Source organism: Helicobacter canis (assembly GCF_008693005.1).
In the GTDB taxonomy this organism is placed as follows: domain Bacteria; phylum Campylobacterota; class Campylobacteria; order Campylobacterales; family Helicobacteraceae; genus Helicobacter_B; species Helicobacter_B canis.
Map to the genome: position 1 here is coordinate 1 of NZ_VXKE01000007.1, position 21,851 is coordinate 21,851.

Here is a 21,851-nt window from a genome sequence, read left to right on the forward strand (position 1 = left end):
TTACTTTAAGAAATCTTTTTATAGTCGCATTTTTAAGCGGAGTATGGCACGGAGCTGGGTGGGGCTTTGTGATATGGGGGAGTTTGCACGGGGTGGCAATGGTGGTGCATAGAATTTATATGCTTTTTTATAAAAAGCTAGATTCTAAGAGTGGGGATTCGGTCTTGGGTAGTCATTCCGCAGATTTTAGGGATTTGGAGACAACCGCAGACCTCAAGTCTAGCTCTGCCCCCAAATCCCCAAAAAACTACGAAAGCCCCACCGCAATTCCTAGAATCCGTGAAAAAGAAAGCCAAGCTGAGTGTGAAAAATCCGCCCAAATCCTAGAATCCCAGATCAACTCGCCTAAAATTGCTCAAAACAAGGGGTGGTATCTACGCTTTATGCAAACTAGAATCTATATCCTGCTTTGCTGGATTCTTACTTTTAATTTTATCAATATCGCTTGGGTGTTTTTTAGGGCAGAAAATCTACAAGGAGCGGTGAATTTATTACAGGGTATGTTTTTTGGCTCTTTGGTGCTGCCTAAAAGCCTAGAATCTCGCCTAGGATTCTTGCAGGGCTATGAGTTTGGCGCGTGGCTTGAGCGCATACAGGGAAGCTCTAGCACAATACTATGGATATTTCTAGCATTTATCCTAGCTCTAGGGTGTCAAAATAGCGTGCAGCTTACAGACTCTCTTGGCAAAAGGGCGGTAAATATCAAGCTAGCCTTAGCAGGAGTGGCGTTTGTATGGGTGATGTGTGTTAGCCTTGAGAGTAGCTATGTGCCTAAGTTTTTATACTTCAACTTCTAGCTAAAGGATAGCAATGAAAACATTTGGCAAGAGACAAGTGGCAGTGTATTTTGGCTCAGTGTTTTTAAGCGCGCTAGGGCTTACCCTAGTGGTGTGGGTATGCACTAGCAGCCCATCTATCCAGCCTATTTTCGCCCATACAGAGCTTTGGCTCAAATACACCTACGCCATAAAAGATACCATAAACGCACGCCCCACGCAAAGACAAAGGATCATAGTCATCGGCGGCTCTAGCAATCTCTTTGGCTTTAATGGCGCGATGATAGAGGCAAACACAAGCTACACCTTTATCAACTACGGCACACACGGCGGGCTTCCTGCAAACTACCACTTCGACAGGATTATGCAGCGCGCAAGGAGCAGGGACATCATCTTTGTATCGCTAAATTTTGACATTTATGGGCAGGGCAAGCCCACGCAAGACTTCTGGTATATCACCAATATGCTCTCGTGGGACAAAGAGTATCAGCGATACATTAGCACCCTAGACAAGCTCCAAGCCTACGCGCAGCTAAAGATTCTCCCAACCCTTGTGCCGCTAATCCACAGGCAGCTAGTAAGCCAAGCAGAGCTAGAGCAGTTTATACACAAGCAGATCCTAAAGCCAGATCCCACCCGATCGCCCATATCCTGCCAGAATCCAAACTTCCAAGGCTATAGCTACAAGTCTCTAAGCCCTACGGGGGATTTTTGCTCACAGAGTGGCTCACTGGTGCTAGACTCTACAAGCCCCTACTTAAGCAAGTATCTGCAGGTATCGGGCTTTTTTATTAGCGAGTATAAAAGGCTAGAGTCTTTTGCCAAGGCGCGCGATATCAAGCTTTTCCTCCTCTATCCACCCACAATGGAGAACCCACTCTTTAGCCTAGAAGACAAAGAAACCCACGCAAAAATGCACAACCTATCCTCCCAGCTAGCTGCGCATAATATCCACTTCGTGGGGGATTTTAGAGACTTTCACTATGAGAGAAAATATTTTTATGACACCCCATATCATCTTAATAGCGATGGAGCAAACCTGCGTAGTGCGAGCTTTATCAAGCTGCTATTACAACTAGAGAAGCAAGGACTCATCACGCCAAAATCCCCACCCAAGCCCAAATAGATTCTACAAGCTAGAATCTAAGCGCATATATCTGCTAGAATCTAGCATTTACATTTAGGGAGTGAGCGATGAAATATGATGTTGTAATTATTGGCAGTGGGAGTGTGGGGAGCTTTGCTGGGTATTATGCAAGTAAGCAGGGGCTAAAAGTCTGCCTACTTGATAACTTCCTGCCACCACACTCAAATGGCTCCTACCACGGCGACACGAGGATCTTCCGCATAGCCTATGGCGAGGGAGAGAAGTATATCCCGCTATTGCAGCGCGCGTTTAGGCTTTGGGGGGAGTTTGAGCAAGCAAGTGGGCAGAGAATCTTTGAGCGATGTGGAGTGCTAAACATCGGCGACCCTGCTAGCGAGTTTATGCGCAATGTCGCTAAAAGCAGCAAAGACTTCGCCCTAAATACAACGCCCCTTAGCCCTAAAGATCTTAGCCAGCTCTATGGGATCAATGTGCCCAGCGATTTTGTGGGGATTTTGGAGAGGGAGACTGGGTTTGTCTATAGTGATAGAAGTGTGGAGTCTGCTATAAGGCTTGCTTGCGAGCTTGGGGCGCACTTGCTTGTAGCACAAATCACGCGCATAGACAAAAGAGATGGGATCTACCATATCCACACAGATTCTAGCCAGATCCTAGCAGATAAGATTCTACTAAGTGCGGGGAGCTTTGCTAGTGAGATCCTTAGCGTATGTGAGCTTGATCTACCAAAAATCCCTGTAAAGCCAAAGCGCAAAATGCTTAATTGGTTTGACTCTAGCTCCTATCAGCTGCGTGATGCTATGCCGGCGTTTATTATGGAGTTTAATGGGGATCATTTCTATGGATTCCCAGACTTTGGCTCTGGGGTCAAAATCGGGCTTAATGTCTTTGGGCAGGATATTACCACGCGTGATGAGCTTGGGAGCTTTGGCGATATAGATAGCGATAAGCGTGCCATTAGTGAGCATATCCGCGAGTTTATGCCTCATCTAGGCGAGCTAAGTAAAGGAGCAGTATGCACCTATGCGATGACTCCAGATGAAGGCTTTGTCATCGAGTTTATCGACTCTTGTATGCTGTATCTTGGCGGGCTTAGCCACGGCTTCAAGTTTGCTCCAGCACTTGGGGAGCTAGGCATTAGCGCGCTGCAAAGCGGCGAGCTACCTAGCGAGATTTGCCGGCATTTCTCTCTAGCGCGCTTTGATAGCTAGAATCTTGCTTAACATAAAGCTATAATACCCGCACCAAATCAAGTAGAATCAAGCCAAATCAACAAGGAGAGATAATGTATTTTGAAGACATCATTAGCCAGATTTTTCAAGAGGACAGCCCGCACGCACAAGGCAGCAAGTTTGAAAAGCTTGTGAAAAAAATCGTGCAAATCGCCAGAGACCTGCCCCATACATTTGATGAAGTGTATTTATGGAGCGAGTTTAATGGCAAGTTTCAGCTAAAGCAAGGGGATTTTGGTATCGACATAATGGCAAAAAGCGGCGATGAGTGGGTGGCGATCCAGTGCAAAGCCTATCAAAAAGACACCCTAGAGCTAGAAGATTTGAAAAACTTCTTAGGCTGCCAAACGCTTCAAAGCAGCGATGGCACGCAGCATTTCCCCATAGTCCAGCACTATCTTTTCCACACCTGCAAAACCATAAGCAAAAATGTCCAAAAAGCCCTACTACAATGCCAAAATGCCCAGAGTGAGCCAGCCATAGCGTATGGATTCTATGAAATTAGTGAGCTTGGGATTGATTGGGGGAGCTGTAAAAATGGCGATATAGAGTCCCTACGCACAAGTGGCAAAAAGCAGCTGCGCCCCCACCAGAAAGAAGCCCTTGAGAAAATCCACAGCCACTTTATAGAGCAGGGTAATGCTAGGGGCAAGGTCATTATGGCGTGCGGCACGGGCAAAAGCCTGCTAGCTATCCGCACCATAGATAGCCTAGTGGATTCTGGTGAAATCGCGCTTTTCTTAGCACCAAGCCTAGCCCTAATTGATCAAATGATAAAAGAGTTTCGCAAGGAGTCCATCTCCCCTAGCTACAAACTCTTTGCCGTGTGTAGTGATAGCAAAGTCGGTGCAGAAAAAGGCAGCGAAGATCTCAACGCACAAGAGCTATCACTCGCGCCTACAACTGATCCAAATATGCTAGCACACGCGATAAATGCGATAATTTCTGGGGGGGGGGGGAGCAATGCGCATAGCCTAGAATCTAGCCCCAAAATTGTCATTTTCTCCACCTACCAAAGCCTAGATGTCATCATAGACTCCCAAAAGCTCTTCAACAAACCCCTTAAAATCATCATAAATGATGAAGCCCACCGCACCGCCGGTGTGCAAAAGCTCGATGAGACCGGCAATGTCAAAGAAATCAGCGTATGGCAGAAAACCCACGACAACGACCTGCTAAACGCCACCTACCGCCTCTACCTTACCGCTACGCCACGCATCTTCAGCGACAAGGCGAAAGACAAGCTCGCCAAAGCACGCAAAAACGACAATGCAAGCGAGCTGCTGCTCTTCTCAATGGATGATAAAAAGCTCTTTGGCAAGGAGATTTACTCTCTTAGATTCTCCCAAGCTATCGATCTTGGGCTTTTGAGCGATTTTCGTGTCATCATAAGCTATATCAACGAGAAATACCTAGCCGACTATACCAATAAGCTCACCCAAGCCCAAGAAAGCTCTAGCCTAACCCTAGAAAACGCAGGCAAAATGGTCGCTTTCACCAACGCTATGAAAAAGCGCAATGTAAGCTTCATCGATGAGCGCGGCAAGCAAGAGTCCTATACAGATACCAATCCTATGCGCAAGGCTCTGGCATTCCACTCAAGGATTAGCGACTCTACGAGAATGGCTGGGTATTTCAATGGCGAAAAAAGCGTGATTGATAGAGACATAGTTTTCACCCATATTGATGGCAAGGATAATGCCAGCACCAAGTCGCATAAGCTCGCTTGGCTTAGTGAAGCCCCTAAGGAAGAAGCGCGCGTGCTAAGCAATGCTAAATGCTTGACAGAGGGCATTGATGTGCCTAGTCTTGATGCGGTGTGCTTCTTTGACAAGCGGGACTCTGTGGTCGATGTAGTCCAAGCGGTAGGGCGAGCGATACGCAAGAGTGATGGCAAGAAATACGGCTATATCATTTTGCCTTTAGTGCTAAGTGATGAAGAGATCAAAAGCTATGACAAAACCCTTAAAGGCGATAAATTCAAAATCGTATGGCAGACGCTTAAAGCCCTTAGAAGCCACGATGAGCGGCTAATCGATGAAGCTAGGATCAACGAAGTAGTAAGCATTGCAGGTGGTGGTGGTGGTGAAGTGCCCTTGCCGCAAACAGAGCTTTTCACCCTAAGCGAGCTCTTTAATGAGATGAAAAACGCCGTGCCCAAAAACCTAGGCGACCTGCAGTATTGGGAAAACTACGCAAGCAAAGTCGGCGATATTATGCAAGCTCTCATACTGCGCATACAAGCCCTGCTAGATTCTAGCCCCGCTATACAGAAGCTCTTTAGCACCTTTTGCAAAGCCTTGCAGGGCAACCTAAACGCTAGCTTTAATGAAAACGAAGCCATAGCCCTAGTAGCCCAGCACATCATCACAAAGCCTATTTTTGAGTGTATATTCCCAAGTCTTGACTTCACCACATTTGACAAAGTCTCTGCCGAGCTAGAGAAGCTCCACACCAAGCTCCTAGAGCAAGGGCTAAACGCCGAGACAAAGACACTAGAGAAGTTCTACACCTCCGTGCGCCAGAGTGCCGAGTATGCCAAAAGCGACAAAAGTAAGCAAAGCCTTATCAAAAACCTATACGACACATTATTTAAGCAAGCGTTCAAAAAGACGCAAGAAAAGCTAGGCATAGTCTATACTCCCATTGAAGGCGTGGATTTTATCATTCATTCAACGCAATACCTTTTGCAAAAGCACTTTGGCAAATCTTTGAGCGATGAGCATATCCACATAGCAGACCCATTTACCGGCACAGGCACATTTATCACCCGCACGATACAAAGCGGCTATTTAGACTCTAGGCTAGAATCTAAATTTGCCAAAGAGCTGTGGGCAAATGAGATTACACTGCTGGGGTATTACATTGCGCAGATTAACATCGCCACCACTTACCACGAAAGACTCATTGCTTTGGGGGATTCAGCTTCGGGTAATCATTCCGCAGATTTTGGAGATTTGGAGGCAACCGCAGACTCTTGCTCTGCCCCCAAATCCCCAAAAAACTACGAAAGCCCCACCGCAAATCTTAGAATCCTTGAAGAAGAAAAACAGGCTTCAAAGTCATTGCGAGGCGATACAATCGCCGAAGCAATCCACAAATCCACGCAAGTGGATTCTAGTGCAAAAATGGATTGCCACGATTCTGCTAGCGCAGAATCTCGCAATGACAAAAATCTAAGCGAGCAAGCAAAGGATTCTAGGATTTGCGAAAATGCCCAAAGTGTAGCCAACTCACAGGCGGAAGCAAAAGCAGATTCTAAGATTTTGAGTGAGCGTGCAGAATCCGCACAATCCAAACAAGCACAAAGGCGGCAGGATTTTTGTGATAAAAATGGGGCTTTGCAAGGGCAGACTTGGGAGTTACCTAAAGCGGTAATGACCGCAGGCTCGCCGCAGCAATCGCCATTTTTAGCCAAAAAGCCAACGCCAGAGATAAAGCTTTTTGATAATCTATTATTTACTGATACTTTCAACACCTACGCCCCAGACTCCAAAGGCTTCAAAGGCAAGCAAGAAGACCCCAAACTCTTTGATAGCGAGTATTTAGAGAAAAACTACGCCAAAATCCAAGAGTTTAAAAACACCGAGTTTAAAATCTTCCTTACCAATCCCCCTTACTCCGCTGGGCAAAAAAGCGGCAACGACAACAACAAAAACGAAAGCTACCCCTTTATGGATAGCCGTATAGCAGAGTCCTATGTCGCCTTAACCAAAGCCCAGAAGTTTAAATACGACTCTTTCAAATACGCTATCCGCTTTATGAGCGATAGGATAGGAGAGAGCGGGGGGATTATAGGCTTTATCACTAATGGGAGCTTTATAGATGGGAAAAGCGATGATGGTTTGCGCGCGTGCTTGGCAGATGAGTTTGACTATATCTATATCATCAATCTACGCGGTGATATAAACAAGAATATGCAGGATAAAAATAGCGGCGAGGGGCAAAACTTCTTTGGTAACGCTTCTAAAACCCCTGTGGCGATATGCTTTTTTGTCAAACTAGATTCTAGTATGGATTGCCACGCAACCGCTACCGCGCTTGCTCGCAATGACGATAAAAAAGTGGATTCTAGTGGCAAAACTCGCAATGACAGAAATCTAAGCGACTCTGCAAAGGATTCTAGGATTTGCGATGAGAAATCGGGGCTTTGCGAATCGACACAAGGGCGCGCACTTGGCGTGCGTAACCGCAGTGGCGATGAAGCAATCGCCGATTTATCGCGCAAAGCCGAATCCACCAGCAAAAAGCCAAAACCAAAACCAAGCAAAGCCAAAATATATTACTACGACATCGGCGACAACCTCTCCACCCAGCAAAAGCGCAACATCATAGCCAACCTCCACAGCATACAATCCCTAGAATCTCAAGGGCTTTTCACTCTCATCACGCCAAACAAAGACTATGACTGGATAAACCAGCGCGATTATAGCTTTATGGCTTTTATGCCAATGGCAAATAAAAAGCTTAAAGAAGTCCCCCTACAAGCAATCCCACAGCTAAAAAATAGAGACAAAATCGATGCCGAAGTCTTTGCAGAAAATTATGTGGATATGTTTGAAATGTTTTCTATGGGCGTGGTGAGCAATAGAGATAGCTGGGTCTATAACTTCTCTGCTAAAAGCCTAGAATCCACTATGACAAGAATGATAGACAACTACAATGCCCAAGTAGAGAAGCACAAAGCAGATTCTACCTATCAGCCCATAATCGATGACACTAAAATCAAATGGACACGCTCCCTAGAATCTAGCTTTAAAAAAGGCTTGATATTTGACTTTAATGAAGCAGGGGAGATTATAGAGTGTGCTTACCGCCCCTTTACCAAATGCCACCTCTATCTGGCAAAGCATTTCAATGAAATGCTTTGCCAAATGCCACAGCTTTTCCCCGCGCCACGCACACAAGAGATAGAAATTTTGGACTGCGAAGCGGGCTTTAGCAAGAGTGCCAGAGACTTCTATGCCACTCATCGCTACTTGCCAAATATGGCGATATGTATTTTTGGTGGTGAAAATAGCAATTTTACTGCGTTAATGACAAAAATAATAAGGAGCAATGACGCACAAACCCAAACCCAATGCTTCCCGCTCTACTACTATGAGCGAGTAGAATCTAGCGTAGAAAATGGGCAGATGACTATGGACTATGACTTGGTAGAATCTATGGATTGCCACGATTCTGCTAGTGCAGAATCGCGCAATGACAAAAATCTAAGCGAGCAAGCAAAGGATTCTAGGATTTGCGATGAGAAATCGGGGCTTTCAAGCGATTGGCAAGGGAGTTACCTTAGCGGTAATGACCGCCGACAATCGCGCAGAATCCACGATTTATCGCGCAAAGCCGAATCCACCAGCAAGGCTACTGCCTACTATAAACGCAAAGACGCTATCCGCGATGAAGCCCTAGCATTTTTCCAAGCCGCTTATAATGACAGCACGATAAACAAAGAGGCGATGTTTTACTATATCTATGCCATTTTGAACCACAAAGATTACATCGCCAAATACAAAGACAATCTCTCCAAAATGCTCCCTAGAATCCCGCTTATGCAGGACTTCTGGGGCTTTGTGGCAAGCGGCAGGGCATTAGCACAGCTGCATTTAGACTATGAGAGCTTCTGCGATGTAGCGTCTATGAGCGTGGCTTGCGGTGCGTTTGCCTGCCTAAAGGGTGATAGAGACACCGCGAGCAAGGATCAAGGCAGCTTGTTTGAGCAAGAGAGCAGGGAAAAGGCTAGGCAGGACATAGCCCAGCTAGGTGATGGCGACTTCACGCTAATCAAGCCCATACACTTCCTAGCCAAAGGCTATAAACACACCATAATCTTTAACGACAAGCTAAGCATAGTCAATATCCCTGCCGCCGCCCACCGCTACCAAGTCAATGGCAAAAGTGCCATAGAGTGGATACTCGATCGCTACAAAATCAGCACCGATAAAGCAAGCGGCATAGTCAATGACCCAAATCTCTATGAAAGCACAAGCGGGGCATTATCTGGGCTAAAGGGCGGGCGATATGTCTGCGCACTGCTGCTATCCATCATCGAAATGAGCGCACGCACAAGCGAGGTCCTAGAATCTATGCCAGAGTATAAGCTGCTAGAGAGCTAGGCGAAAGAGCTTCCACTAGAATCCACTTTTTGTGGTTTGGGCGTTGGCTTTTTGCGATAAATCGTGGATTCTGCGCGATTGTCGGCAGTCATTACCGCCTAGGTAACTCCCTTGCCAATCGCTTGAAAACCCCGATTTCTCATCAAAAATCCTTTCGCCTATTTACTTGGTTACAAATCACAATTTCTGCTTTTGCGTTTTTTCAAAAATGGATTCTAGGAGTGAAGTAACTTTTAGGGCAAACGATTCTAAGGCTTGCAAAAGCCTAGCAGCAAGCGAAAATGCTCTAAAGACTCTTTCTTCAAGCTTGGGTTGCGCAGAAGGGCTGCGATAGAGTGTGTGGCGATAGCCTTCTTGCCAAAGGCATCAAGCAGCGCGCCCTTATGGCTAGAATCTAGCCCTAGCAAAGACTCTAGCACCACCTCGCCAAAAAGCACGAGACAAGAAGCATTTAGGGCTTGGATTTGGCTAATGAGATAGGGCTTGCATAGCTCGATCTCTTGGGGGCTTGGGGGGTATGGGGCGCATTTAAGCAGCGATAGCACGCTAAAGTGCTGAAGATTAAAGACTCTTTGGGCGATGTTGGTGAGCATTTGTGAAGCTTTAGAATCTACAAGCCCAGACTCATCGCCCATAGCAAGCTCCACGACAAACACAAGCGGTGAAGCTTGGATATAGCCCACTTGCGGGTGCGCGCCCTTGCTCCTTGGGCAGAGCTTGCAGTGGGCGATCGTGCTAGCAAGCGAGCTTTGGCGAGAGTCTATAAGCCCTTGCGCATTCGCAGATACTCTTTGCAAAGGCTGGACAAACTCCACCCCGCAAGCTCGCGCGAGATAGAGCTCATAGAGCTGTCGCTTGAGATCTAGGCTTGTAGCACTCTGGGGCATTAGCTTTTGGTATTTTGATACATATGGGGATTGAGCATATTCTCTAGGGTGAAGATTTCATCAAGCTTTTCCTTGCTTAAAAGCTTTCGCTCTAGGGCGATGTCATAGACTGACTTGCCTGTTTGCAAGGACTCTTTGGCAATGCTTGCAGAATTTTCATAGCCGATGTAGGGATTAAGCGCGGTAACAATGCCGATAGAGTTAAACACAAAATCCTTGCAAACTTGCTCATTTGCCGTGATACCATCGACACATTTATGCGCTAGCGTTACGATCGCGCGAGAGAGCATTTTAATAGAGCTAAATAGCCCATAAGCGATCACTGGCTCAAAGACATTGAGCTGGAGCTGCCCGCCCTCTGCTGCCATAGTGATTGTCATATCATTGCCAATGACGCTAAAGCACACTTGATTCACCACTTCTGGGATCACGGGATTGACTTTACCCGGCATTATGGAGCTACCGGGCTGCATTTTGGGGAGATTGATTTCATTAAGCCCGGCGCGAGGACCTGAGCTTAGCAGGCGCAAGTCGTTGCAGATTTTAGAGAGCTTGACACTCACGCGCTTTAGCACGCCGCTGATTTGCACATAGCCGCCTGTGCCTTGCGTGGCTTCGATTAAGTCCGTGGCGGTGATAAATGGGCGTCCGGTAACTTCTTGGAGCTTTTGCTCTACGATATTGCGATAATCTGGGTGGGAGTTAATGCCTGTGCCAATGGCTGTGCCGCCTAGGTTTATCACGCGGATAAGGCTTCTGGCATCAAGGATTCGCTCAATATCAATACGCACCATAGAAGCATACGCGCTAAACTCCTGCCCAAGCGTCATAGGCACGGCGTCTTGCAGCTGTGTGCGCCCCATTTTTAGCACATTTTTAAACTCCTCTCCCTTGCGCTTAAAGCTCTCTTCTAGCACCGCCATAGACTCACTAAGCATACTAAGCCGCTCATACAACGCCACGCGCAGTGCGGTGGGGTAAGCGTCATTGGTGGATTGAGAGAGATTGACATGGTCATTTGGGTGGCAGTATTGATACTCGCCCTTTTTATGCCCCAAAATCTCTAGCGCGACATTGGCGATGACTTCATTAGCATTCATATTGGTGCTAGTGCCAGCACCACCTTGGATCATATCCACGACAAATTGGTCGTGGAACTCCCCTGCGATGATTTTGTCGCACGCTTTGATAATGGCATCTTTGATACTAGAATCCAGCAAGCCTAGCTCGTGGTTTGCCAGCGCGGCTGCCTTTTTGACTTGGGCAAGGGCTGTGATAAACACAGGAAAATCGCTTAGCCGCTGCCCTGTGATGTTGAAGTTTTCTAGTGCGCGGAAAGTTTGCACGCCATAATACACACTCTCATCAATCTCAAGCTCACCGATGAAGTCGTGCTCTACTCGCTTTTTCATTTTAACTCCTTACAATATGGCATTTAAGCCCTGCATATTGGCAGAAGTTTGCTTAAGGTTTGATTGTATTGCGTTGTGTTGATTGTGCTGCGTGTATTATGGGGCTTTGTGGAGACTTAAGTGATAGTAGAGTAGCGCGCCTTTTAAGCGCATCGCAATAGTAAAGGACTATTGCAAGAGCCTAAGGACATTTTGCTGCACAGCGTTTGCTTGTGCCATAGCGAAGCTTCCGCTTTGTGCCAAAATGTTAAATTTAGAGAAGTTTGCTGACTCGCTAGCGAAATCCACTTCACGGATTTGCGATTCTGCGGCTTTGACATTGACTTGGGTAACAGAGACATTGTTGATAGTCGCTACTAGCTGCATTTGCACAGATCCAATGTCTGCGCGCACTTTATCAAGCTGTGTCCTAGCAGAATCTGCCATATCCATTACAAGCATAGCACCCTTCAAGCTTGTAACCCCAGCCCCGATACCTTTCCAGTTTAAATCGCTTTGCGCGGTGTTGGCGTTTGCCCCATAGGCACTTGCGACATTTGCCCCAAAAATCCCGCGTAGCTCGCGCAAGTTTGCGGTGTATTCTGCGATACCTTGTGCGGAGTGGAATCCTATGTGGCTGTAATTTACCCCACTCACAAGAATATCTCTAGCATCCGTGCGGATAAGCGTGAGCCGCCCAACGATAGCGTGATTGACCCCAGAGATACCATTAAAATCCCCACCGCCAAAGACTTGCGCCGCTTCGCCACCACCTTGGATTTGGATCGCGCGCCCATCTGGAGAGCTTAGGTTTAGCCGCCCTGTGATGTCAAGGTAGGCATACACACCTGTGCGCTCTTTGACACTATTGATCGCGTTAATGAGCCGTCCATCAGAGTCGTTTTTGCGCACATCGTTGATATTCCCAATGGTTGTGCCGTTAATCACCAAATCTCGCACCGTGCCAGACATCACCGGCAGTGAGCTTGTGGCTTGGACATTATAAGAAGCGCGGATTCCCAAAGTATCAGAAAACTTATTGATAATCTCACTTAGCGCGCCCACACCTGTGCCCGCTGAAGTGGAGATTTTGGCTGCTTCTAGCTGGAAAGAGTTCACCCCATCAGTCTGCAAGAAATTTAGACTTACTTCCGAGAGATTAAGCCCCCCAGCACTCGCTAGCATTCCCTCTCCTAAGATTGAAGAAGACTCCATACGCACGTGCCCGATTTTGTTGGAGTTGGTAGGACCGATAGAGGCTTTAACTGTGGTGTTTGAGTAAGCACCGATTTGGAACTCTTTGTTAGAGAAAGAGCCAGAGAGCATTTGCTGTCCGTTGAAGCTGGTGGTATTAGCGATATTATCAAGCTCTTCTAGCAAGCGTTGTATATCGCTCTGCAAGGCGCGGCGAGACTCTAGCGTCTGCCCATCTTGCGCGGCTTGGATAGCCTTTGTCTTAATCGTGTCTAAAATCTTTAGCTGCTCGTCCATCGCTTTATCTGCGACTTGGATCATACCAATGGCGTCATTAGCGTTGCGAATCGCCTGCCCCAAGCTCTCGCTTTGAGATCGCAAGCTATCGGCAATCGCCATACCAGAAGCGTCATCGGCAGCCTTATTGACCCGTAGCCCAGAGCTTAGCTTCTCTAATGACTGCCCAAGCTCTCTATTTACCTGCACTCCTGTGGTGTGCGCTGTCAAGGCGGCAATGTTTGTGTTTATCCTAAAGCTCATAATGCATCCTTTGCAATGTGATTGTGCAAAGGGTTAAGCAATCATTGTTCCAAAATTAAAAGTAAATGAAAATTTGCCGATTAGGGTGGGCTATGAGCAGGTGATAAAGATTGTGCTAGAATCCGCTTTTAGATTCTAGGTAAAGGGGCAGCAAAGGAGCGATATGATACTTGCACAAATTATAGAGAGCACTAAGGAGCGCGTAGCACAATGCAAAAAGCAGCTCCCACTAGAAGCCTTGCGTGAGCAGGCTGAAGCCCTGCATAAAGCCAAGCCCTATACAAGGAGCTTTGAAAATGCCCTGCGCACTGATGGCTTAAGTGTGATTTGCGAGATTAAGAAAGCTTCTCCATCAAAGGGCATTATCAATGCCTCTTTTCCCTACCTTGACATCGCTAGAGCATATAAGAGAGCTGGGGCAAATGCGATCTCCTGTCTCACAGAGCCGCACTACTTCCTAGGCAGTGATGAGATTTTCACACAAGTAAGAGAGATTTGCGCGCTTCCTATGCTCCGCAAGGACTTCACAATCGACCCATATATGATCTATCAGGCAAAGGCTATGGGCGCAGATGCCGTGCTGCTTATTGTGAGCGCGCTAGATTCTATGGAGCTTAGGGATTTCTACGCGCTGGCAGAGTCGCTTGGGCTTTGCGCTTTGGTAGAGACACACACAGAGCAAGAGATTAAGCAAGCCTTAGAGCTTGATGCGCGGATTATCGGCGTGAATAATAGAGACTTGCGCAGCTTTAGCGTAGATTTGCAGACAAGCCTAAATCTGCGCCCACTCGTGCCAGAATCTAAAGTCTTTGTCAGTGAGAGCGGGATAGGGAGTGTGAGCGACTTGCGCACTTTGCTAGAATCTAAAGTCGATGCTGTGCTTATAGGTGAGTGGTTTATGCGGCAAGGAGCAAGCGCGCTTAAAGAGCTTTATACCTAGAGACAAGCTGGGCGTGTGTCTTGCAAGCGGGAGTTTAGATTCTATAATGTATAATCTAGCTTAGTTAATCATTAAGGGCGTGGGAGATGTTTGAGCTTTTGCACACTGATGGCAGCGCGCGTGCAGGCAGGCTGAATCTAGCGCACTCTATCGTGCCTACGCCTGTGTTTATGCCAGTGGGCACGCAAGCTTGTGTCAAGGGGCTTGATGCCACAGATTTGCAAGAGATTCTACAAGCAAAGCTAATCCTAGCCAACACCTACCACACTTATTTGCGCCCGGGTGCGGAGATTATGAAAGAGTTTGGCGGGGTGCATAACTTTAGCGGATTTAATGGAAGCTTCTTAAGCGACTCTGGCGGATTCCAAGCCTTTAGCCTTGGCGCAAATGTGAAGAAAACAGATGAAGGCGTGTGGTTTTGCTCGCATATTGATGGAAGCAAGCATCTCTTCACCCCAGAATCCGTGCTTGATATGCAATACGCGCTTAATAGCGACATTATGATGGTGCTAGATGATCTAATAGCCCTGCCAGCCACACAGCAGCGACTAGCCCAAAGCGTAGAGACCACGACAAAATGGGCAAAACGCTCCATTGACTACCATAACGCGCAAAAATCCCAAGGCAAAGCTAGCACAAATCATCTCTTTGGCATTGTGCAAGGTGGGGTGAGTGAGCAGTTTCGCTCACAAAGCGCGCTAGAGCTTAGAGAGCTAGAGTTTGATGGCTACGCGCTAGGCGGGCTTGCAGTAGGCGAGAGTGCGGAGGAGATGTATGCCACCATAGCGCATACCGCACCCCTGCTCCCAGAATCTAAGCCCCGCTACCTTATGGGCGTAGGCACGCCAGAAAATATCATCGAGTCTATCGATAGGGGGGTGGATATGTTTGATTGCGTAATGCCTTGCAGAAATGCGCGAAATGGCACGCTTTTCACACACTTTGGCAAGCTTAATATCAAAAACACCAAGCACAAGCACGACCAAAGCCCGCTTGATCCACTATGCACCTGCTACACTTGCGCGCGCTACTCTCGCGCCTATTTGCACCACCTAAACAAAGCCCAAGAGCTCACCTACCACCGCCTAGCCACCTTGCACAATCTTAGCTACTATATGACTTTGGTGCGTGGTGCTAGAGAGGCGATTTTGCAAGATAGGTGGCAGAGCTTTAAAGCAGAGTTCTACGCCAAAAGAGCCTAGAATCCACACCACAATAAAGGACAAGCAAATGAGTAAATACCAAGAAATCACGCGAGAGGGTTTAGATAAGCTTATGGATAGCTTCTATGCCAAAGTGCGCGCAGATAAGGGCGAGCTAGGAGAAATTTTCCGCGATAAAATTGGCACAGATGATGAGAGCTGGGAGAAGCATAAGCAAAAAATCGGCGCATTTTGGGGCGGTGTGTTTCTAGGCGAGCAGGAGTATCGCGGTGCGCCTTTGCGCGCGCATTTAGATCTGCCACCATTCCCACGAGAGCTTTTTAGTGTCTGGCTCAATCTCTTTGCGCAATCTGTGCAGCAGATCTTTGAAGCACCTTGCGCACGGCAGATTCTACAAAGAGCGCAAGCAATCGCAGAGCGTTTTCAGTATGTCTTATACGATATGCCACACTAAGGAGTTGTAATGCAAAAGGTAGAGCAAGTCGCATTTTTGGATCTAAAGGCGCAGTTTAGCGATATGGAGAGAGAAATTCTAGCAGGGGTGCAAGAAGTATGCCAGAGCGCAGAGTTTGTGCTAGGGAGTGCGGTTGGCGAGTTTGAGCAGAGCTTTAGCGATTATATATTCTCCTATGAGAGTGAGCCAGAGCTTAGTATGGAGCAAGCCCTAGAGCAGCGCATACAAAGCCTAAGCAACAGCACCCACTCCAATCGCTGTGTAGGCGTGGGCAATGGCACAGACGCGCTAGAAATCGCCATAGCAGCACTTGACCTTCCGCCAAAGAGTGAGATCATAGTCCCGGCGAACGCGTATTTCGCCTGTGTGGAAGCAGTGCTTAATGCAGGTATGAGAGCGGTGGTGGTGGATTGTGAAGAAGATGGGAGCTTTACGCCTAAGGATTCTATGCTTACGCCACAAACTCGCGCGATTTTATGTGTGCATTTATATGGAGCTATGCAAAATATAAGCGCGTTTGAAGCCTATGCGCAAAAGCACTCATTAAAGCTCATTGAAGACTGCGCACAAGCACACGGCGCAAGTGATGAAAAGGGGCGCAGAGCCGGGAGTATCGGCGATATTGCTTGCTTTAGCTTCTATCCAGGGAAGAATCTAGGCTGCTATGGCGATGGCGGCGCAGTGGTCTCAAAAGATTTAGCCCTAGTGCAAAAAGCACGCGAGCTAGCAAACCACGGGCAGAAATTTGCCAATGGTATCTGGGAGAAGAATACCCACCTATCCCTAGGGCGCAACTCTAGGCTTGATAGTATCCAAGCAAAAATCCTGCACCTAAAGCTTGCTTCACTTGATCGCCACAATGCCCACCGCCAGCGATGTGCTAGAGAGTATTGCACGCAGCTTGAGCGATTTTCCTATCTTAAGCTGCCTAGCGTGTTTGCCCAAAGTGTGTGGCATTTGTTTGTAGTTGAGTGCTGCGGGAGGGCAGAATCTAAGCGCGATGAGCTGCTAGCATTCTTGCGCCAAAGGGGGGTAGAGTGCGGCGTGCATTATCCTAATGCGCTAAGTGAGATTGCCATCTTGCAAGCTTGTGGTGATGTGGCTATCCACAATGCTCCTAATGCCAAGCATCGCGCAAGCACGATCCTAAGCCTGCCCATTGGCGAGCATTTAGACTTTTCACACATTGCCTATATCGCGCAAGTTTTAGCAGAGTTTGAGCAGACATTATAAAGAGCAGTAATGCTATGGCTTGATATTACAGACCCCAAATACGCGCTGTTTTTTTCAGCACTTTTTCCAAGGCTTTTGGAGCTAGATTCTATCCTAATCACCACAAGAGAGTCCCCTAACTACACAGAATGCGCGCAAATCCTCTCTAAGGTAGAATCTAGCTGTGCTAAAGCGCGCTTGCAAGTTTGCAGTGTGGGGGGCTATGGCGGGGCTGATAAGCTTGGCAAATACCGCGCAAGAGTGCAAAGAGAGCAGGAGTTTCTATCGCTTTTTAGCAAGATTGGGGAGCTGCCTAGGGTATTTATGAGTGGGGCGAGTGTGGAGGGGGCGCAGTGCGCCTTTGGGCTAGGGATCCCTATCGTGCATTTTGCTGATACGCCCATCGCCGGGCACGCTTATGATCCTAAAGACATCACCGCTCTAGCGCGCCTAAGCCTACCGCTCTCAAGCGTGCTTTTCCACCCATTTGTAATCCCTTCATCTGTCTTTAGTGGCTTTGGACTAGAATCTAGCAATGTTTATAGCTATGATTTTATCGATATAGCACTCTGGCTAGATTCTAGCTCGCTGCTCTCTAGCTCAAATCTGCCAAGCTTCATCACACAAAGCGCACTGCCTAACGGCGTTCCCCTTATCATCGCGCGTGAAGAAGAGTATAAAGCCCACTATGTCAAGGCGCAATATCGCCTATGGTATGAGAGCGTGCATACCCTTGCTAAAGAGAGTGTGCGCTTACTGATTATCCCCCGCTATGGCAAAGCCCAGCTTGAAGCGGAGTTTGGTGCTTATAGCAATGTCCAAATCGCCCAAGAGATAATCGCCCCGCACGATTTATACGCGCACGCTAGCTTGCTGCTAGGAGGTGGGGGGACTATGAATCTTGAAGCCTGCTTCCTAGGGATTCCAACTATTTCTACCCGCTCGCTTTTGCTTTATCACGACTGCTATTTATTAGAGCATAAGCTTATGTGCCACGCAAAAAGTGTAGAAGAAGTGATGAGTGCCTTTTATGCCTACCGCGACAGCGGCTTTGTCCGTAAAGATAGCAAAGCTCTCTTCATCAAGCCAAACGCCCCAGAAAGCACCCTAAAAGACGCCCTAGAAAGCTCTCTGCACTCCATAGTCCAAACCATCGCCACTAGATTCTACTAGCCCATATCAAAAGCGCATTTAGATTCTAGCCTAGCTAGAATCTAGCCACAATTAAGCAGATTCTAATGGGGGGGGGGGGGCATAATACCGCGCCTAGAATCAACCTTATAGGCTATGGTTTTAGAGTAATTTACTGGAGTTTTATATGAAAAAGTCTTTGTTGTTTGGGATTGTTGTGGGGGCTTTGTTTTTTGCCGGGTGCTCGCAAAATGTAGCGAGATTTTCTGTGGCTTCTACGGGGAATCTACCTTTGCAAAATGTCAAAAAGGGCGATTATGTCAAGGGGAAAGATTGTATTTGGTATTTGTTTGGCTGGCCCCTTGGCAATACACAAAACCGCGTAAGTGGAGCTGTGGCAAAGGCTCTTGAAGTCGCCGCTAAAAAAGACAAAGAAGGCGTAGGCGCGAGTGATGCACTTGTCAATGTCGATGTAAGCGCGTCATTTTGGACACTACTTATCATCGGCAAAGGCTGCTACACAGCTAAAGGTCAGCCTATCACCACGCACTAATGCTACTTAGCACCTGTGCAATCTGCTTCAATCTTGTAGTCCTTGCTTCTTGCTAGCAATAGCAAGAAGCGTTACTTCTCTGCTTTATCTCTTTAGATTCTAGTGTTTAGACTCTCTTGTGAAGTTATAGCGCGCCTAAATGCTCAATCAAGCGCAAAGGCGTTAGCGCGTAGGTGTTTTTCTCTTTAGTGGCAGCTTTGGCGTGGGCTAGTGAGCCATAAATCGCAGAATCTAGCGGGCTAAATCCTTGCGCCAAATAGCTTGCAATAACACCGCTAAGCACATCGCCACTGCCGCCTTTAGCAAGCGCACTTGTGCCTAAGGGGTTGATATAGAGCTTGCCATTATGGGCGATGATTGGGTTTGCCCCTTTAAGCAGAAGTGTAGGGGCTTTGTAGGCTTGGGTGAAGCACAGGGCTAGCTCGAAGCGATTGTGCGCGACTTCTGCTATATCACCATCAAAAAGTCCGCATAAATGCAACAGCGCGTGGAACTCTTTGGGGTGGGGAGTTAGGACAAGATTGTGCGCGGAAGTGGATTCTAGGAGGGGGAGCAAAGAGTGCTCATAAAACACATCTGCATCAAGCACGCACAATCTATCTCCAATGAAGCTAGGCTCAAGCAAGTATCCATAGCCACTGCCAAGCCCCATACCTAGGCATAGGACATTGGCGTTCTTGGGGATTGAGTGGGGATACATAAGCTCATTTTGGGTGGTGGTGTTATATAGCGATTGCGCTTGGTTTGGTCTGGGCGTTGGCTTTTGCGCGCTTTTGCGGGAGTCTGCGCTGGAGTCTCGGTCACTACCGCTTAGGTAGCTCCCTTCACCCCCAGCTTGACAACCCACAAAACCAGCGGCAGCGGTGCAAGGCGAAGCCGAAGCAGGTTTCTTTAGAAAATCATCGCAAAACAAGCAAAGCGAAGTTTCTTTAAAAAATCCTGCCGCCCGCGACTCGCTTAGAGTTGTAGCGTTTTCAAAAGTGGATTCTAGGGTTTGGGCTTCACTCTTACAATCCTGTGCCGAGTTGTTTAGATTTTGGGCGTTGCTAGAATCCACTTTTACTTCTGTCTGTGAGTCGCTCATATTTGGGGCGGTTTCACTAGCGGCGTTGTTTCCGTCATTGCAAGCAAGCGCGCTAGTGCTTGCGTGGCAATCCATAGCTTCAAGGCTAGAATCCGCTTTTTGATTATGGATCGCCACGCCGCTTTGCGCGGCTCGCGATGACGACTCTAGCGCGGTTTGTTTGTCTGCAAGGATTCTAGCTTTTTCACTCTGCTTTTGGCTTTCTTCCCTAAGGATTCTAGGAATTGCGGTATTGCTAGTGGGGCTTTTTGTGGATTTTGGGGCAGAGCTAGACTGATGGTCTGCGGTTGCCCTAAAATCCACAAAATCGCCGCTATGATTACCCAAGACCGAATCCCTGCTAACCACACTCACCAGCCCCGCCCCCATTCTCAGCCCACTCATCGCACTAAGCTCTGCCGCTCCAGCCTTCTCCCCAGAAATAACTGCAATATGCCCAAATGTGCCTTTGTGGCAGTTTTGCTTCGTGCGATGGGGTAAGCGCATATCGCTCTCTTCTAGGAGATAGAAGGGGCTTTGCACTTCAAAAAGCTCCCGCGACACACCTAGATCCCCCACGAGCACCTGCCCGACAATATCCTTTGCCATATCGCTAAAAAGCGCGACCTTTAGCGCACCCATACTAAGCGTATAATCCGCGCGAAAGGCGATTGAGCCAACGCACCCTTGCAGATTTAGCCCACTTGGGACATCACAGGCGATGTTTAGGCGCGCACAAGTATTCATCTGCTCCAAAAGCTTGATAAACTCCGCGCTTAGCTCCCCAGCAAACCCAGAACCAAAGAGACAATCTATAAGCACATCGCAAGGCAGAAGCTTTTTGACCCACTCGCAGCCTGCTACTTGCGCGCGCTCACTTTGGAGTTTGCATAAGCGAGATTTAGGCTCTTTTGCCTCATAGATTCTAGTGATATAGCTACCTTGAAGCTTGCGAGCTAGCGCGTAGCCATCTGCGCCATTATCTCCACTGCCACACACGATTGTAACCACGCTGCCTTTATGTGTAAGCTTATCAATAAGGCTAAGCAAAGCATTGGCGGCATTTTCCATAAGTAGCTCATCACTTAAGAGATACTTTGAGAGTGCGCGCTTATCAAGTGCTTGTGTCGTGGTATAGAGATAGCGCACAGCCTATGCCTTTAGAAACTCTTTGACATTATCAATGCTCATTTGCACCAAGGTTTTTAGCGAGTTTTGGTAGGCATAGGCGATATGGGGGCTTAGTAGCAAGCGATCTTGGATACTAGAATCTAAAAATGGGTGATCGCTTCTCATAGGCTCGGTATCGAGCACATCACACGCATAGTAGAGCTGCGCCCCGCTCTTTAGCCTAGCTGCCACAGCCTGCTCATCAACAATCCCCCCTCTGCCGACATTGATTAGCACGCAGTCTTTTTTGAGCATTGCAAGCTTGTGCGTATCGATTAGCCCCTTAGTAGCGGGATTTAGCGGGGCGTGGATAGAGATAATATCACTTTGGGCTAGCAGATCATCTAGGGCTAAATGCGGGTAGGCTTGCGCGGTATTCTTCCCGCTTGTTGAAGTGTAGCTAACTCTAGCTCCAAAGCTTGTAGCAAGCATAGCGACCCTCTGCCCAATCGCCCCTAGCCCGATAATCCCCCACGCGAGCCCATCAATATCTCTTCTCCCTTGCGCCAAATGTGTAAAGCAAGCACTTTTAGCCCACTGCCCCTGCTTGACATAGCCATCATAGTAGGGCATTTGACTTAACAGATTTAGCGCGAAAGTAAGCGTATGCTGCGCGACACTTAGCGTGGAGTAGCCAGCGGCGTTGCGCACGGGGATATTGCGCTCTTTGGCATACTCTACATCAACGATATTTGTGCCAGTAGCGGTTACGACAATGAGCTTGAGATTAGGCAGCTTAGAGAGTAGGGGCTTATCTAGCACGACTTTGTTGGTTAGGATTATGTCTGCATCTTTTACGCGCTCATAAGTCTCATCATAGCTTGTAAGTGGGTAGCTCATATAGCTGCCAAAGCTCTCTAGCTCACTAAAATCAGCGTCCGCACCAAGTGTGCTTACATCAAGATTGACAATGTTCATTTCTGCTCC

The 21,851-nt window shown here is 47.7% G+C and carries 14 protein-coding genes and 1 pseudogene; 10 read left to right on the forward strand and 5 right to left on the reverse strand.

The window, feature by feature from the left end; translation table 11 throughout:
* The 4 genes and pseudogenes from F4V45_RS09675 to F4V45_RS09315 all read left to right on the forward strand — a co-directional run.
* Nucleotides 1-797, forward strand: a pseudogene (locus tag F4V45_RS09675) (hypothetical protein); the annotation flags it as partial.
* A gap of 13 nt (nucleotides 798-810) precedes the next feature.
* The gene (locus F4V45_RS02635; RefSeq protein ID WP_150336942.1) at nucleotides 811-1,902 is read left to right on the forward strand and encodes a hypothetical protein; all 1,092 of its coding nucleotides are present in this window, start codon (nucleotides 811-813) and stop codon (nucleotides 1,900-1,902) included.
* A gap of 68 nt (nucleotides 1,903-1,970) precedes the next feature.
* Nucleotides 1,971-3,092, forward strand: a complete 1,122-nt coding sequence (solA, locus tag F4V45_RS02640; protein ID WP_150336943.1) for an N-methyl-L-tryptophan oxidase — start codon at nucleotides 1,971-1,973, stop codon at nucleotides 3,090-3,092.
* A 74-nt stretch (nucleotides 3,093-3,166) separates the two neighbouring features.
* Complete coding sequence (locus F4V45_RS09315; protein WP_170235136.1) at nucleotides 3,167-9,226, forward strand: type ISP restriction/modification enzyme; 6,060 nt, start codon at nucleotides 3,167-3,169, stop codon at nucleotides 9,224-9,226.
* Nucleotides 9,227-9,474: 248 nt separating this feature from the next.
* Here F4V45_RS09315 and F4V45_RS02660 read toward each other — a convergent pair whose 3' ends face one another.
* From F4V45_RS02660 to F4V45_RS02670, 3 genes are all read right to left on the reverse strand, one after another.
* Nucleotides 9,475-10,113, reverse strand: coding sequence for a uracil-DNA glycosylase family protein (locus F4V45_RS02660; RefSeq protein ID WP_150336944.1), 639 nt, complete (start codon nucleotides 10,111-10,113; stop codon nucleotides 9,475-9,477).
* The gene (aspA, locus tag F4V45_RS02665) at nucleotides 10,113-11,525 is read right to left on the reverse strand and encodes an aspartate ammonia-lyase (protein WP_150336945.1); all 1,413 of its coding nucleotides are present in this window, start codon (nucleotides 11,523-11,525) and stop codon (nucleotides 10,113-10,115) included. Before aspA ends, F4V45_RS02660 begins: the two co-directional genes overlap by 1 nt.
* A 168-nt stretch (nucleotides 11,526-11,693) precedes the next feature.
* Nucleotides 11,694-13,238, reverse strand: coding sequence for a flagellin B (locus tag F4V45_RS02670; RefSeq protein WP_150336946.1), 1,545 nt, complete (start codon nucleotides 13,236-13,238; stop codon nucleotides 11,694-11,696).
* A 163-nt stretch (nucleotides 13,239-13,401) separates the two neighbouring features.
* On the opposite strand from F4V45_RS02670, the gene trpC reads away from it, so the two are divergent.
* From trpC to F4V45_RS02700, 6 genes are all read left to right on the forward strand, one after another.
* Entirely contained in the window at nucleotides 13,402-14,178 is a 777-nt protein-coding gene (gene trpC / locus F4V45_RS02675; RefSeq protein WP_150336947.1) for an indole-3-glycerol phosphate synthase TrpC, read from the forward strand.
* A gap of 86 nt (nucleotides 14,179-14,264) precedes the next feature.
* Nucleotides 14,265-15,380, forward strand: a complete 1,116-nt coding sequence (tgt, locus tag F4V45_RS02680; protein ID WP_150336948.1) for a tRNA guanosine(34) transglycosylase Tgt — start codon at nucleotides 14,265-14,267, stop codon at nucleotides 15,378-15,380.
* A 28-nt stretch (nucleotides 15,381-15,408) separates the two neighbouring features.
* The gene (locus F4V45_RS02685) at nucleotides 15,409-15,795 is read left to right on the forward strand and encodes a group III truncated hemoglobin (RefSeq protein ID WP_023929459.1); all 387 of its coding nucleotides are present in this window, start codon (nucleotides 15,409-15,411) and stop codon (nucleotides 15,793-15,795) included.
* Between the two features lie 9 nt (nucleotides 15,796-15,804).
* Complete coding sequence (locus F4V45_RS02690) at nucleotides 15,805-17,028, forward strand: DegT/DnrJ/EryC1/StrS family aminotransferase (protein WP_150336949.1); 1,224 nt, start codon at nucleotides 15,805-15,807, stop codon at nucleotides 17,026-17,028.
* Nucleotides 17,029-17,037: 9 nt separating this feature from the next.
* The gene (locus tag F4V45_RS02695; RefSeq protein ID WP_150336950.1) at nucleotides 17,038-18,180 is read left to right on the forward strand and encodes a DUF354 domain-containing protein; all 1,143 of its coding nucleotides are present in this window, start codon (nucleotides 17,038-17,040) and stop codon (nucleotides 18,178-18,180) included.
* Between the two features lie 145 nt (nucleotides 18,181-18,325).
* Nucleotides 18,326-18,691 carry a hypothetical protein gene (locus F4V45_RS02700; RefSeq protein WP_150336951.1) on the forward strand — a complete coding sequence of 122 codons (366 nt, stop codon included), beginning with the start codon at nucleotides 18,326-18,328 and terminating at the stop codon, nucleotides 18,689-18,691.
* Nucleotides 18,692-18,815: 124 nt separating this feature from the next.
* Here F4V45_RS02700 and F4V45_RS02705 read toward each other — a convergent pair whose 3' ends face one another.
* Both F4V45_RS02705 and F4V45_RS02710 read right to left on the reverse strand, forming a co-directional pair.
* A complete protein-coding gene (locus F4V45_RS02705) occupies nucleotides 18,816-20,903 on the reverse strand; it encodes an NAD(P)H-hydrate epimerase (RefSeq protein WP_150336952.1) in 2,088 nt (695 codons plus the stop codon).
* Nucleotides 20,904-20,906: 3 nt separating this feature from the next.
* Nucleotides 20,907-21,842, reverse strand: coding sequence for a D-2-hydroxyacid dehydrogenase (locus tag F4V45_RS02710; RefSeq protein WP_150336953.1), 936 nt, complete (start codon nucleotides 21,840-21,842; stop codon nucleotides 20,907-20,909).
* Between the last annotated feature and the right edge of the window lie 9 nt (nucleotides 21,843-21,851).